Origin of the sequence: Comamonas sp., assembly GCF_036643215.1 — a bacterium.
Taxonomy (GTDB): Bacteria; Pseudomonadota; Gammaproteobacteria; order Burkholderiales; family Burkholderiaceae_C; genus Comamonas.
Genome location: NZ_JAVXSJ010000013.1, coordinates 46403 through 61195 on the forward strand (window position 1 = coordinate 46403; position 14793 = coordinate 61195).

The 14793-nt window shown below is 56.6% G+C and carries 13 protein-coding genes and 1 tRNA gene; 8 read left to right on the forward strand and 6 right to left on the reverse strand.

What is annotated here, in order from left to right; all coding sequences use genetic code 11:
• The first annotated feature begins 115 nt into the window (after positions 1-115).
• The 4 genes from RSF91_RS10790 (at position 116) to phnE (ending at position 4976) form a co-directional block, all read left to right on the forward strand.
• Positions 116-1339, forward strand: a complete 1224-nt coding sequence (locus tag RSF91_RS10790) for a cyanate transporter (RefSeq protein ID WP_332568420.1) — start codon at positions 116-118, stop codon at positions 1337-1339.
• Between the two features lie 262 nt (positions 1340-1601).
• Positions 1602-2486 (forward strand): putative selenate ABC transporter substrate-binding protein, encoded by an 885-nt coding sequence (locus RSF91_RS10795; protein ID WP_332568421.1) that lies wholly within the window; start codon positions 1602-1604, stop codon positions 2484-2486.
• A gap of 76 nt (positions 2487-2562) precedes the next feature.
• Positions 2563-3405 carry a phosphonate ABC transporter ATP-binding protein gene (locus tag RSF91_RS10800; RefSeq protein ID WP_332568422.1) on the forward strand — a complete coding sequence of 281 codons (843 nt, stop codon included), beginning with the start codon at positions 2563-2565 and terminating at the stop codon, positions 3403-3405.
• Positions 3396-4976, forward strand: coding sequence for a phosphonate ABC transporter, permease protein PhnE (gene phnE / locus RSF91_RS10805; RefSeq protein WP_332568423.1), 1581 nt, complete (start codon positions 3396-3398; stop codon positions 4974-4976). The genes RSF91_RS10800 and phnE overlap by 10 nt, the downstream gene beginning before the upstream one ends.
• 69 nt (positions 4977-5045) lie before the next feature.
• On the opposite strand, the gene RSF91_RS10810 is transcribed toward phnE, so the two are convergent.
• Positions 5046-5501 (reverse strand): Lrp/AsnC family transcriptional regulator, encoded by a 456-nt coding sequence (locus RSF91_RS10810; RefSeq protein ID WP_099736706.1) that lies wholly within the window; start codon positions 5499-5501, stop codon positions 5046-5048.
• A gap of 760 nt (positions 5502-6261) precedes the next feature.
• On the opposite strand from RSF91_RS10810, the gene RSF91_RS10815 reads away from it, so the two are divergent.
• The 4 genes from RSF91_RS10815 to RSF91_RS10830 all read left to right on the forward strand — a co-directional run bounded on the left by RSF91_RS10815 (position 6262) and on the right by RSF91_RS10830 (position 10461).
• Positions 6262-6732: a hypothetical protein gene (locus RSF91_RS10815; protein ID WP_332568424.1), complete on the forward strand. Its 471-nt coding sequence runs from the start codon at positions 6262-6264 to the stop codon at positions 6730-6732.
• A gap of 96 nt (positions 6733-6828) precedes the next feature.
• On the forward strand, positions 6829-7257 hold the full coding sequence (locus RSF91_RS10820; protein ID WP_332568425.1) for a hypothetical protein: 429 nt from the start codon (positions 6829-6831) through the stop codon (positions 7255-7257).
• 461 nt (positions 7258-7718) lie between these two features.
• Positions 7719-9191, forward strand: a complete 1473-nt coding sequence (locus RSF91_RS10825) for a DUF4384 domain-containing protein (protein ID WP_332568426.1) — start codon at positions 7719-7721, stop codon at positions 9189-9191.
• Between the two features lie 25 nt (positions 9192-9216).
• On the forward strand, positions 9217-10461 hold the full coding sequence (locus tag RSF91_RS10830) for a tetratricopeptide repeat protein (RefSeq protein ID WP_332568427.1): 1245 nt from the start codon (positions 9217-9219) through the stop codon (positions 10459-10461).
• A gap of 70 nt (positions 10462-10531) precedes the next feature.
• Here the strand turns inward: RSF91_RS10830 and RSF91_RS10835 are convergent, their stop codons facing one another.
• The 5 genes from RSF91_RS10835 to hscA form a co-directional block, all read right to left on the reverse strand.
• Entirely contained in the window at positions 10532-11218 is a 687-nt protein-coding gene (locus RSF91_RS10835; RefSeq protein ID WP_332568491.1) for a response regulator transcription factor, read from the reverse strand.
• 309 nt (positions 11219-11527) lie between these two features.
• Positions 11528-11602, reverse strand: a tRNA-Val gene (locus RSF91_RS10840).
• Between the two features lie 15 nt (positions 11603-11617).
• Positions 11618-12349, reverse strand: coding sequence for a DNA polymerase III subunit epsilon (gene dnaQ, locus RSF91_RS10845; RefSeq protein ID WP_332568428.1), 732 nt, complete (start codon positions 12347-12349; stop codon positions 11618-11620).
• A 168-nt stretch (positions 12350-12517) separates the two neighbouring features.
• Positions 12518-12856 (reverse strand): ISC system 2Fe-2S type ferredoxin, encoded by a 339-nt coding sequence (gene fdx, locus RSF91_RS10850; RefSeq protein ID WP_332568429.1) that lies wholly within the window; start codon positions 12854-12856, stop codon positions 12518-12520.
• A 15-nt stretch (positions 12857-12871) separates the two neighbouring features.
• On the reverse strand, positions 12872-14734 hold the full coding sequence (gene hscA, locus RSF91_RS10855) for a Fe-S protein assembly chaperone HscA (RefSeq protein ID WP_332568430.1): 1863 nt from the start codon (positions 14732-14734) through the stop codon (positions 12872-12874).
• Between the last annotated feature and the right edge of the window lie 59 nt (positions 14735-14793).

Below are 14793 nucleotides of genomic sequence, written 5' to 3' on the forward strand. Positions count from 1 at the left end.
GCGCAGCGGCTACAAGCACGCAGTGCCTCGGCATACAAACGAATACAACAAGCCAGCAAGCCCTTTGATCGCAGCCTTGTCACTTCACAAGCGCAGCGGCCGGGCCGGAATTTTCATGACTGCATCGTCCTCATATCCTCAACGCGTCTCGCCACTGCTGTGGCTGACCGTGGTGGTGCTCATCACCATCAATCTGCGCCCGTTTCTTTCGGCTCCCGGCCCGCTGGGCCCCGTGATACAGAACGCCACAGGCATGGATTTGCGCGCCTTCTCCTGGCTCACGCTGCTGCCCATGGTGCTGATGGGACTGGGCGGCTGGCTTGCGCCCACGGCCCTGCAGCGGCTGGGGGCGCGCCAAGCCATCGTCAGCGCGCTGGTGCTGATTGGTCTGGGCTGCGCGCTGCGCATAGCCGGTGCCAGCAGCATGGTGCTGATTGCCACAGCAGGCCTGTGCGGCGCGGGCGTGGCCTTGGTGCAAAGCATTTTGCCGGGGCTGATCAAGCGCCAGTCGCCGCATAACGTACCCTTCATGATGGGCCTGTATTCCGCAGCACTGATGGGCGGCGGTGCCTTTGGAGCGCAGCTCTCGCCGCTGGCCATTCAATGGGGTATGAGCTGGCAAGCTTCACTGGCCATGTGGGCCGTTCCCGTGGTCATCGCCCTGCCGCTGGCCTTTTATACGCTGGGCCGCATCGGCCTGCCCCTGCCAACGGCAGCTGCAAAACATAGCCAGCCCGTCGCCAGCGATACCGCATGGCTCATGCGCCGCCGCCGCACCTGGCTGCTGGTGCTGAGTTTTGGCCTGATGAATGGCGGCTATGCCTCCACCGTGGCATGGCTGGCGCCCTTTTATCAAACCCATGGCTGGACGGCGACGCAAAGCGGCTCACTGGTGGCGATTCTTTCAGTGGCTCAGGCCGCATCGGCCCTGACCATGCCCGCGCTCGCGGCGCGCAGCGCAGACCGCCGCCTCTGGATCATCGTGGCCCTGCTGCTGCAAGCCGTCGGCTTTGCACTGATGGCTTTGTGGCCCACAGCTGCCCCCACGCTCAGCATTGTGATTCTGGGCATCGGTCTGGGCGGCTGCTTCTCGCTCTACATGCTGGTGGCGCTGGATCATCTGCCATCCCCCACCCAGGCTGGCGCTCTCAATGCGCTGATGCAGGGCGGAGGCTTTATTCTGGCGGCGCTGGCCCCATGGATCGTGGCGCAGCTGCAGCAGCTCAGCGGCAGCTGGACGGTGGGCTGGCTTTACCAGGCCGGCATTGCCGCACTGGTGTGCCTGATGGTGGCGCAGTTCAACCCCAAGCACTATGCGCGGGAGATGCGCCAGCCTTGATGGCGGCACCAGCGGCGACTCACTCAGTCTTCAGTGGTAACGCCCTTAGCCAAGTAGCTGCTAGCGCTCCAAGCCCCGTCTTTACGGGGCTTTTTGCTATGCAATCTAAGTAAAGAGCACACCGTGGTTTTAGCAAATACGTAACAATGAGCCCAGCAGTCGGTGTACTGCCTATGGTCTTTCATTCGCCACAAGCAAGGCTTGGGCCTATTAAACCGCCGTGTAACCGGACGGCGGTGGCTTTTTTGAACGGAACACTTCAATGACGCAATCTTTCGCTCGCCGCACGGCGCTGCGCGGCTTGGCCGTGGCAGCTATGGCCGCTTCTTCTCTGGCAACTTTCAGCGCCCACGCCGACACCCCCGCCGTGCTCCGCGTCTCGGCCATCCCCGACGAAGCCCCCACCGAGCTGCAGCGCAAGTTCAAGCCCCTGGGCGAATACCTGTCGCAAGCCACCGGCATGAAGGTGGTGTTCACCCCCGTCTCCGACTACGCCGCTGTGGTCGAATCTCTGGCCACCAAGAAGCTGGACTTGGCATGGCTGGGCGGCTTCACCTATGTGCAGGCCAAGATCCGCACCAACGGCACAGCCATCCCCATCGTGCAGCGCGCGGAAGATGCGGTCTTCACCAGCAAGTTCATCACGGCAGACCCTGCCATCAAGACCCTCGCTGACCTCAAGGGCAAGACCTTCGCCTTTGGCGCGCCATCTTCCACCTCGGGCAGCCTGATGCCCCGCTTCTTTTTGCAGCAAGACGGCCTGAACCCTGAAAAAGACTTCAAGACCGTGGCCTACTCCGGCGCGCACGATGCGACCGTGGCCTTCGTGGCCGCAGGCAAGGCCGATGCCGGCGTGCTGAACACCTCCGTGTGGGACAAGCTGGTCGAATCCAAAAAGGTCGACACCAGCAAGGTGCGCGTGTTTGCCACCACCCCCACCTACTTTGACTACAACTGGACGGTGCGCGGTGATCTGGACCCCGCCGTCATCAAGAAGCTGAAAGACGCCTTCCTGGCGCTGGACCCTTCCAAGCCCGAGCACAAGGCCATCATGGACCTGCAGCGAGCGTCCAAGTTCGTGGCAACCGAGTCCAAGAACTACGACGGCATTGAAGCCGCCGGCAAGTCGGCTGGTCTGCTGAAGTAAAAAACTTCGAGCCTTTTTGACTGCCAGCGCTTATACATAAAGCGCTGGCAGCTACTATTTTTAGAGTAATCGTCTCATGAGCTTCATGCTGGACGACGTGGGCCTGACCCACGGCAACGGCTTTGTTGCCCTGTCCCATATTCATTTGTCCGCCACGCAGGGCGAAAGCATTGCGCTCATCGGCCCCTCGGGCGCGGGCAAAACATCGCTGCTCAACACCCTTGGCACCAGCCACCTGCCCACAGCAGGCCACATGCAGGTTCTGGGCCATGCTGCGTCCGCCCAATCATCGGCCAGCACCCTGAAAGTGCTGCGCAGCCGCATCGGCACCGTGCACCAAAGCGCGCCCATCCCCATGCGCCAGCGCGTGGTGACCGCCGTGCTGGCAGGCAAGCTGGGGCAATGGCCGCTGTGGAAGGCGCTGGCTTCGCTTGCTTACCCGCAAGACCTGCCCGGCGCACGCGATGCGCTAGCCCGCGTGCAGCTGGAAGACAAACTCTTTGCCCGCTGCGACCAGCTCTCCGGCGGGCAGCTGCAGCGCGTGGGCATTGCCCGCGTGCTCTACCAGCAGGCCGAGCTGATTCTGGCGGACGAGCCGGTCTCAGCCCTCGACCCCGCCTTGTCCCAGGCCACCGTGCAACTGCTGGTGCAAGAAGCCGCCGCACGCAATGCCACGCTGGTGGCCAGCCTGCATGCCGTCGATCTGGCACTGGGCCACTTTGCCCGCATCGTCGGCATACGCGATGGGCGCGTGGCCTTTGACCTGCCCGTTGCCCAAGTCACCGACACGCTGCTGCAAGCCCTGTACGCCAATGCCGATGGCAGCGCCGTGGCCCTGCCCACGCTGCACAATCTGCCGGCAGCCCCCTGCATTGAACCGGGCACCGCTACCCCCGTTCAGGTGATCGCATGCCGGTAAACGCTGTGCCACAAGGGGTTGCACAGACTTCGATGCGCGACCCCGCTGCACGCAGTCGCCTGACTTGGCTGATCGTCGCGCTGATCGTGCTGTGGCCCATGCTGCAGACCTCTGGCTTTTCGCTGGAACCCTTTTTTGACGCCAACAATCTCAAGGTGATTGGCGGCTTTCTCGCAGGTTTTCTACCACCCGAAACAAGCAACGAATTCCTCGGCTATCTGGGCCAGGCCACGCTGGAGACACTGGCCATTGCCACGGCTGGTATGGCATTGGCCTTTGTCATTGCCGTGCCCATGTCCTATCTGTCGACTGGCGCAGCGCGTGAACGGGTCACGCTCAACCCCATTGCCCGTGGCGTGCTCACCATCTTGCGGGGCATACCGGAGCTGGTCTGGGCGCTGGTCTTTGTGCGCGTGTTTGGCCTTGGCCCCGCTGCTGGCGTGCTGGCGCTAGGACTGACCTATGGCGGCATGCTGGCCAAGGTTTATGCCGAAATTCTGGAATCCACCGACCCCGCACCCGCCCGCGCCCTGCGTGCCAGCGGCGCAGGGCGCTTGCAAGCCCTGCTCTATGGCTTGCTGCCGCAGGCGGCCAAAGAATTAACGTCCTACACCGTGTACCGCTGGGAATGCGCGATTCGCGCCTCAGTGGTCATGGGCTTTGTGGGTGCAGGCGGTCTGGGCCAGCTCATGGACCAGGCCATGAAGATGCTCAACGGTGGTGAGGCGGCCAGCATCCTGCTGGCCTTCATGGTGCTGGTGGCAGCAGCCGATCTGCTGTCGTGGTGGCTGCGCCGTGCACTGGATACGGCACCTGCCGCCCGCGCCCTGCCCTTTGGCTGGCGCACTGCAGCATTTTTGATAGCAGCTTTCGCAGGCCTGCTGGGCAGTCTGCGCCTGCTGGATATGGATTTACCGGCCTTGTTCACGCAAGACGCCGCCAGCAGCATGGGCGACTTTGTGCGCGGCTTCTTCCCGCCGGACCTGAGCCAGCCCTGGCTGCTGAAAGTGCTGAAAGGCGTGTGGGAGACGCTGGCGATTTCCATCATCGGCACGCTTCTGGCCGCCGTGGCCGGCCTGCTGCTGTCCCTGCCGCGCTGGCGTGCACCGTGGAATGCGGTGCTGAACGTACTGCGCTCCGTGCCCGAACTGGTCTGGGCCACCATCACCGCGCTGGCCGTGGGTCTGGGGCCGTTTGCCGGTGCGCTGGCCCTCGCCCTGCACACCACCGGCGTACTGGGACGGCTGTATGCAGAGTCGCTGCAAAATGCCCCCGCAGCGCCCGCCCATGCGCTGCGCCTGTCTGGCAGCAGCCGCCTGCTGGCGTTTTGCTACGGCACCTTCCCCGGCGCGGCACCGCAGTTGCTGGCCTACACGCTGTACCGTTGGGAGATGAACATCCGCATGGCCGCCATTCTGGGCTTTGTGGGCGCTGGCGGGCTCGGTCAGCTGCTGTACTTTGAGCTATCTTTATTCCATTACGCGCAAGCCAGCACAGTGATTATTGCTATGCTTTTATTGAGCATTGCCGTGGACTGGAGCAGTGCCGCCCTGCGCCGGGCCATGCGCTAAGACCCGCCAGCACGAGCCTTGATACTGCAAAAAATACTCTGAGCACGTTGGATGTGCTCAGAGCATCACTCACACACCCAAAGGCAGATCAGCGCGCTTCAGCGTACGCAGCACAAAGCTGGACTGGCTGTGGCGTATGCCCTTGATCTTGTAGAGCTTCTCGCGCAGCAGGCGCTCGTAGTCTCGTGTGTCTTTAACGACAATTCGCAGCAAATAGTCGTAATCACCCGAGACAAGATGCGCCTCCACCACTTCGGGAATGGTGGCCAGCACCTCGCCAAACTTCTCCAGCGTGTTGTCGGAATGGCTGTCGAGCGTAACCATGACCAGCACCGAATCAGCCAGCCCCAGCGCCTGCGGGTTCAGCCGTACGGTGTAGCCCTCGATCACTCCAGCCTCTTCCATCTTTTTAATGCGTGTCCAGCAAGGTGATGCGCTCAGGCCCACTGCCGCCCCAATTTCTTGCAAACTGGCACGTGCGTTGGCTTGCAGTTCAGCAAGAATCTTTTTATCCAAGGTATCCATAACCTTGAATTTACTGCTAATCATCATTAGACAGAAGAATTTTCTGTAGCAAAGCCATATTTGCAGAAATTGAAGCAACCTTTTCTGCAGTGCAACATGCAAACTTGGAACCCATGGAAGCACGTTGATCGACGCAGCAAACCCATTCAACATACCGCGCTGTCTACCATCAGCCCCCGGTTGGTTGATCTGCTAACCGCATACACAACAGGCCGCCCCACTTAAGCACAGTGGCGCGGCCTGTTGATTTTTGGGGGCAGATAAATGCACCGCAGCATGTAGCTGGGACTGGCCTGATGTGACAAGACAGCTCACAAAAGAAGCACTCATGCGTGCCTGCACTTCTGAAAAATTCTCAACACCATGACACATTGTCACTTAACGTTTTTTTTCAAATATTGATTTTTTTGCCATGAGTTGCAAAAAAATTTCGAAAGTTCTATCGAAATTACTTTTTATTCATACATGTTTCTATTGAAACAAATTGACACTAGCCAATTTTTTTTGTTCATTTTGATCATTGTTTGCAATTAAACCCCTCATAAATGTTCGCATCTGCAGCGCGACTGAGCAGAACGCGATCATCAGTCGTAGCTAACGCCTACTGGGGATAGTGAAAGCGAAACCGGCTAGGCAGAGTACGAATCAGACAACGAGCTGAATCCACCGGAAAAACCGAAGCCATCAGCGAACTGTCGCACCGTGAAAGCTCCAACGACTTTCATACCAGTAGCGTTAACCTAATATTGAAGGGTCGATCATGAAATCAATCGCTTTGTTCACTCTCAGCCTGATCGCAACTGCTGCCATGGCTGGCGCATCCCACAACAACAACAACAACAACAACAACAATGGCCCGCAGGCCTCGGAGGTCGTAATCAACGGCGCTAGCGTCCAAGTAACCGCCTTGGCAAACTCCGGTGTAGGCAACAAGGCTGACAACGGTGGCAAAGCTACCCAGAATCTAGCCAGCAATGCTGGCAAGGTCGAAATCAATGGTGCGTCGGTACAAGTAGTCGCGGCAGCTAGTACGGGCATCTGGAATGAGGCCAACGGCAATAACGCAGTCGCGGTAAACAACCTGGCCTCCAATTACGGCGACGTAACCATAAACGGACTTTCTGTCCAAGTGGCTGCCGCCCTCAACTCGGGCATCAGCAACGTGGCCTACGCGAACTCTCGCGCTGTGCAGAACATCTCCAGCAACAACGGCTGCACAACCTGCAACTAATCTCTTAAAAGTTGCCCGAAAGCCGCGCTACGGAGCAAATTCGTAACGCGGCTTTCTTCTTTTAGTTCTAGTGCCGCGTCTAAGGAGCCCTGCGTTATGAAACCCCTTGCCCCTCTCTTTTCAGCAATCCAGCTGCTCTGGCTGGCAAGTGCCATGGGCTTAGCGCAAGCCGCTCCCGGCGAAGACCCGGTCACTCTGACTCAGCCTGTAGATTATTTGCGACTTCCCACAACCAAAGCAGCAACATCAGTAGGCTTGGAAACAATCAACTCCATGCCTGCGCGCATTAAAGCCAAGGTAGTTCGCTATCAAGCCAAAGCCATGGCTGGTGCTGAAGACATCTATACCGACAAGGATGTGGTTACCACCGTGACTTCCAGCCCCACGGGCATAAAAAAGACTTGCATTCAAGATATCGCCAGTAATACCACGACAGGCAATACCGCCTTCAACCGCTTTGGCCCAAGCACAGCCAAAGATCAGGTTGTCGTTTTACAGGGCGACCTAGTCAACGTCTGCCAATGAAGCGGTTGTAAATCTATTCTTCGTATAACCCTGCAATCATCACGTCCAGAGCTTGAGCATGCCGGCCTCGTTTTTTGCTCAAACTGATGGTTACTTCTCTATTGAGGCACATCATGCATATGACTCTGTCTGGCTTGGCTCGCACTTCGGCAGTTATCACTTTTAACTTGCGTTGCCGAGCTATTGGAGCGGCACTGTCAACTTTGCCCCGATCTGCCAGCGTAAGCCATGCATTTCAACAGCCCACAAAGATTACGAAATACAGGAGCATATGCGCTACCTCTGTGTTGACAGCCTGCGCCCTGCTTGCAGGATGCGCCGCGCCACTCGATGTCCGCAAAGATGCCAAATACTTAAATCACGCCTACGCAGCCGACAGACCCAGTGTGAGACCGGTTCGCTCCATATCGAGCTTCTCGGACTCCTTGATGTGCATGGACCGAATGTTTCGCAACAGCAACATGCCTAGCGTATTGATTACCAGCAAGCAGTTGCCTGATTACTCGGGCCGTGTAGCCGTAGCAACTAAAGATATGGTGGTCACAGCACTGTCCCAAATGTCCCGAGTCAGCAATGCTTTCCGCTATGTAGACTACGAAGTGGATATTGCGCGCCAAGATACAGTACAAAACCTGACAACTATTCTTCTTAACAATAATCAGATTCAATTACAACGCCCTGCGCTATATGTGTCAGGCGCTATTGCTTTTGTAGATCAAAATGTTATTCGCAGCGATATCAATGCAGGCATTAGCGGATCACGGGTTGAAGCGGGCTATACCCAAGGACGCAACGCTACCATTCTCGGCCTCGAAATGCATCTCGGTGATTTCAGAACCCGCACCATCATTCCTGGCTTGGATTCCGCCAACGAAGTAGTCATAGGCAATGGCAATCAAGGTCTGGATCTGGCAGGGCGCATTGGAAGTTACGGGGTTCAATTTAGTGTCGGGCGTGACTATGCGCAGGGTTCTGGTCCAGCGGTGCGCACGTTAGTTGAACTTGGAATGATTGAATTGTTAGGTAAATGGTCTCGTCTTCCTTATTGGCAATGCCTGACGCTGGATCAGACTCATCCAGACTTCCAGCGCCAACTGCGCGACTGGTATGAGGAAGGTGAAAGTGGCGTGCACCAAGAGCTGGTGCGTCAGTCCTTGATCAGCAAGGGCTACCTACCTCCTGATGCATCCATGTTCACCGCTGAAAATCCTTTGTGGCGTGATGCGCTGGGCCGCTTTCAAGCCGATAACGGAATGGTTGTCACCGGCATCGTGGATTTTTCTACTTATGAGCGTGCTTTACGGGACTTCGTTGCCGTAAGTGCGACTGGACAAATGACACGAATTGGATGGTCATCCAAAAACGCAGCTCCTGTGACCGTTGCGTCGGATAAGAGTGCTGACACTAGCAAATCCGCACGCTATGGTGCAACAGCGCCAGAGCGAACTATTGACATTCAGATAGAAAATGTCATGCAAAACCGCACGGCTTTTGAATCTGGCGAGCAGATTTTCCTGTCGGCCGCTGTGTCTCGCGCTTCCTACCTTTCATGTTATATGGGTGGTGCAGATGGCGAAGTTATTCGGCTGCTGCCAAACGATATCAATTCATCGGGCTGGATCTCCGCCAGTCAAACGGTACGAATCCCTGACTGGATGAGTCCAAATCCAGGCTTTGTGATTAATGCTGGCCCTGCTGGCAACGAAGGCGTAGCTTGTTTTGCTACAGAGCAAAACACTACTGCCCATCTTCCTGAAATACTGCGCGGCAAAGCCTTTGAGGCAATCTCAGGCATCAAAACTCTGGAAGAGGTGCGACAGATCATGACTCAATCGCTAGGCTCGAATCAGTTGAGCAGCACAATTCGTCGCTGGAAAGTCGTTCCCGCCCAAGTCAAGGCCGTGACACCTGCTGCGCCAACCGCATCCCGTTGATACTTCACGATCTTCGGAGCCCATCATGCACCTGTCATGCTCTCAGTCACCAAGTACTCTCAAACCGTTACAGCGGGAGTACAACGCCTCCTCACCTTGCCAGCCATGCTTGGGTGTGACACCCAAGTCTATGGTGAGCTTGTTCTTTGGAATAAAAACTCATTTTTGTATAGCTGGCTTTCTGCTCTTGAACACAGCCTTCATTCCATCCGCCCATGCAGCCGTTAGCTTGCAAGGTAATAAACAGAGTTATCCTGCTGTCCAAACAGAGGAGTTCGGTAAAACAGGTGGAAAACCAGGTGCCAGTGATGACCTTCCTTCCCTGAGAGACTCTCCGCAACAGCGAGGAATTGCCCAGCTTATTCATTCAGCCAATGAGAGCAGCAACCCAGTGACTCGTCGCAATGCCCAATGGACACTGGGGTTGCTTGCATTACATGGCATCGGTATGCCTGCTGACGGCGCCAAAGCCTTGCAATGGTTTGCAAGAGCCCAGCGAAGCGGTCACCCCATGGCCAGCGCAGGCCTGGCCTGGTGTGCGATTGACGGCTGTGGCCAGCCACCAAATCCACCCGCAGCACGTCCCTGGATTGCGCAATTAAGCAAGGTTGACGCACCAAGAGCTCAATACTTCAATTGGCTTTTAGCCAAACAATTGGCTCCGCTGGCTTTAGCCCAGCCGTCTAACGCAGGTCAAGATGACATGGTTAGTGAAGCAGCTCAAGACAGTAACGCTATTCCTGAGCAGGCATTGCTGCAGCGTGCGGCCCAAGCTGGTAGCCCCAATGCCCAGTTGGAGCTAGGCTTAGCTTTGCTAGCTCAAGGAAAAACGCAAGCGGCCCTTCATCAATTTGAAGCAGCAGCACCACGCTCACAGAGTGCTGCTATCAATGCTCGACTTCTCAAGGAACGCATGCACGCCAGCGCAGAGTCAAAAAAGGTAGATAGCAGCGAGTCGTTCAGTGCCCAGCAGCAATGGATTCAGGCTCAACGCTATCACAAAGGTCAAGGTGTTCCAGCCAACTATACGGAGGCCCTGCGCCTGTACCAACAAGCCGCAGCCAATGGTCATGTGGGTGCTCGCCGTATGTTGGAGCTGATTTACTCACGCCCTAATCCCAACGGCAGTATCAATATCGGTTGGATGCAGGAAGTAGCAAATATCGACCCAATAACTCAGACGATGGTGATAGCAAGCACCGCCGGTCCATCACCCTATCGCCGTGATCCTTCTCCACTGTACGACCTAATCCCTGCCTCTTGGCGTTAGTCTAAGAACGGTGATCATGGTCGCTTCAACAACTCAACCCCGTTGCTGGGCGAGATCTGAGATAGCCCCTCTAAAACCAGCCTCGAAGTGAGGCAAAGCGCACAGCTTGCGCGCGCGTTCGCACCTGGAGCTTGCGATAAATATTTTTAACATGAGTGTTAACAGTCATGCTGCTGATCATCAGTCGATTGCCGATTTCTATACTAGTCAATCCGCTCGCCACCATACGCAATACTTCTTTCTCACGCGTGGAGAGGCTCTCTTCTTGACTCAACGCTCCTCGCTTAGAGGGGTCATCTGAAGACTTATCAAAACGTTGCAGCAAGCGGCGCGCCAAAGTGGGGGTTACTGAAGCCCCTCCATTTGCAACCTGCAATACAGCCTGCGAATAGTTGCCGAACCAAGAGTTCTTGACTAGATAACCGGCGGCCCCCAACTCGAACGCCCGAAGTACCTTTTCGTCAGTCTCCATTACGGACAACACAATTGCCTCTGCCTGAGGGCGAATATCTTTAATAACATCAAGTAATTCATATCCCTCACCATCGCCCAAGTTCAGGTCGACAAGCATTACATCAAATTCAAATTGACGAATCGCTTTACGCCCTTCGCGCACACTTCCAGCCTGACCGATCACGATCGTTCGCTGGTCATTCATGATTTCCTGAGCCACGACCATGCGAATATGAACATCGTCATCCACCAGTAAGACACGGACTGGCTTTTCAGGTTGCCCCGCTAGAAAATTGGGCCACATTGCGTAATCTTGCGTAGCTCCAAACTTTTCAGTTGTACTACCCTTCAATAAATTCGAATCGACAGAGGTAACATTTAGGGTCATGGCGCCATCCTCATGCGTCAAACATTGTCAATAGTGCAACGACTCACAGCATAACTCTTCTCCTTCTGAGAAAAATTACAGTCAAACCCGTTGTTCATTGAGCTTTGTGGACTGCACGGGGGCAGCTCAAAAAATAACCATCCAGCTATGCACCAACAGGATGGACTAGGAATGCAAAAAACAAAAAAACCCTCTTAGATCAATGACCTAGGAGGGTTGCGTGCCTGGTGGGTGATACAAGGTTCGAACTTGTGACCCCTGCCGTGTGAAGGCAGTGCTCTACCGCTGAGCTAATCACCCGAGAGCGTTATTCTCTCACGATTCGGCGCTCACATTTTCAAAGCTGCGCCAAGTTGTCTTGCCGCCGCTGGATTTGTCCAGTTGCTTGAGCACATCGTCGTGCGCCTGCAGCTCCTGCTCATTGGCGCGCAGCACGGGCAGCTTGAAGGTGCTCAGGTCCACCGAAGGCATGACGATAGCGCCTGCAGCAGGGGCATCAGTTGGCTCATCGCTCATCAGCAGGGCTTCTTGCCCACGGGTGAGATTGATGTAGACATCGGCCAGCAACTCCGAGTCCAGCAAAGCTCCGTGCAAGGTGCGGTTGGAGTTGTCAACGCCCAGTCGGTCGCACAGAGAGTCCAGCGAATTGCGCTTGCCGGGATACATCTCCTTGGCCATGACCAAGGTGTCGATAACGCTGCCAATGCATTGCTTGATGGGCGGGCGCTTGGCGAGCTTGAGTTCGTTGTTCAGAAACCCCAAGTCAAACGGCGCGTTGTGAATGATGACTTCGGCCCCTTGCAGGTACTCCCAGATTTCATCAATCTTGTCGGCAAAACGCGGCTTGTCTTTCAGAAACTCTGTCGTGATGCCGTGCACACGCAAAGCATCAGGATGGCTGTCGCGGCCAGCATTGAAATACAGATGCAGATTGTTGCCGGTGAGCTTGCGGTTGACCATTTCCACACAGCCAAGCTCAATCAGGCGGTCACCGTCGATGGCTGACAGGCCCGTAGTTTCTGTATCCAGGAAAATTTGGCGCGACATTCGTTTTCTCTCTGTTAGCTGCGACCCGCGACGCTGACATCGCCTTCATTGCCAAACAACTGGCACCGTCCCCATTCAGAGCGACCGAGCAAGGGCCGCCCCGCAGCGAAGGCAGCGTCTCCCTTCCGCGAAGCGAGAAAGGGGGAAGGCGCAAAGCGCCTCAGGGGGTTAGTGGTTCTCTTTCGCGTGATTGATGGAGTACTTAGGAATCTCCACCGTCACATTCTCACGCGACAAAATTGCCTGGCAAGACAGGCGCGACTGAGGCTGCAGACCCCAGGCACGATCCAGCAAGTCTTCTTCTTCTTCTTCCGCCTCATTCAGCGAGTTGAAGCCTTCCTTGATGATGACGTGACAAGTCGTGCAGGCACAGCTCATATCGCAGGCGTGTTCGATATTGACGCCGTTGTCCAGCATGGCTTCGCAGATCGATGTACCAACGGGCGCATCGATTTCCTTGCCATTGGGGCAGTACTCAGCGTGGGGAAGAATTTTGATGATAGGCATTGTTCTGCTTGTGAATTAAATGGAATTGAGGTTTTTGCCCGCCAGCGCCCGCTGGATGCTGCGGTTCATGCGCTCGGCGGCAAACGCCTCTGTACCCTTGGCCAGCGCCTGTGTCGCAGCTTCCACCACCGCAGGGTCTTCGCTGGACGCGGCGGCATGCAAGGCAGCCATCAGCGCATCAATATGCTCGCGCTCTGCGCTGCTGAGCACATCGCCATCGGCATCCAGTGCGCTGTTTGTGGCCAGAATCATGCGGTCGGCATCCACACGCGCCTCAACCAGTGCGCGGGCCTTCATGTCTTGCTGGGCTGTGGCAAAACCATCTTGCAGCATCTGAGCGACCTGATCGTCAGACAGGCCATAGGATGGCTTGACGTTGATATGCGCTTCCACGCCGCTGAGCTGCTCCTTGGCGCTAACAGCAAGCAGGCCATCGGCATCAACCGTGAAGGTCACGCGAATGCGCGCTGCACCGGCGGCCATGGGGGGAATGCCGCGAAGCTCAAAGCGCGCCAAGCTGCGGCAGTCTGCCACCAGATCACGCTCGCCCTGCACCACGTGGATGGCCAGCGCGGTCTGACCGTCTTTATACGTGGTGAAGTCCTGCGCACGTGCGCTGGGAATAGTTTCGTTGCGGCTAATGATGCGCTCGACCAGGCCACCCATGGTTTCCACGCCCAGCGAGAGCGGAATCACGTCCAACAGCAGCAAATCACCAGCGGTGCTGTTGCCAGCCAGCTGATTGGCCTGAATGGCAGCACCCAGCGCCACCACTTCATCGGGGTTGAGATTGGTCAGTGGCTCGCTGCCAAAGAAGTCGGCCACGGCCTGACGGATCTGCGGCATGCGGGTGGAGCCGCCGACCAGAACCACGCCCTGCACTTCGTCGCGGCTCAGCTCTGCATCTTTGAGCGCACGGCGAACGGCAGACAGGCTCTTATTGGTTAAGTGAGCAGTCAGCGCACTGAATTCCTCACGTTTAACATCAAAAGTGACTGAACCCGAGGATAGATCAGCGGTAAACGCTACGATTTCTGCATCAGTCAAAGCCTGCTTGCAGTTACGAGCAGCAATGCGCCAGATGGTTTTGTCTTCGGCGCTTTGCAGTTGCGTGCCGGTTTTTTCGGCCACCCACACGGCCAAGGCATCGTCGTAGTCATCGCCGCCCAGCGCCGAGTCACCGCCAGTGGCGATGACTTCAAACACGCCCTGCGACAGGCGCAGCACGGAGATATCAAACGTCCCACCACCCAGGTCGTACACGGCGTAAACGCCCTCTGCGGCGTTGTCCAGACCGTAGGCAATGGCAGCCGCAGTGGGCTCGTTAATCAAGCGCAGCAGGTTGATACCGGCCAGCTTGGCCGCATCTTTTGTGGCTTGACGCTGGGCATCATCAAAGTACGCAGGCACGGTGATGACAGCGCCGTAGAGCTCGTCATCAAACGTGTCTTCGGCGCGGAAACGCAAGGTAGCCAGAATCTCAGCGCTGATTTCGATGGGCGTCTTAGCGCCATCCACCGTCTCGATGGAGATAACGCTGCCGTCGCCATCCGTCTTGAAGTGGTAGGGCAGGTTTTCAGGCGATTCGATATCGGCCAGACTGCGGCCCATGAAGCGCTTGGCAGAACTGATCGTGTTGGCGGCATCCGCAGCCTGCGCGGCCTTGGCGTCAAAACCGATCTGGCGGCGGCCCATTTCCATGTAGCGCACCACAGATGGCAGCAGCACGCGGCCCTGATCGTCGGGCAAGCACTCGGCCACGCCATTGCGCACGGAAGCGACCAGAGAATGCGTGGTGCCAAGGTCGATACCTACGGCAATGCGTCGCTGATGGGGATCGGGTGATTGGCCGGGCTCGGAAATCTGCAAAAGCGCCATGAAATTCTTCTTTTGAAATGTCAGAGGCCAGCAGGGCTGGCCTTTTCAAGATGGATACG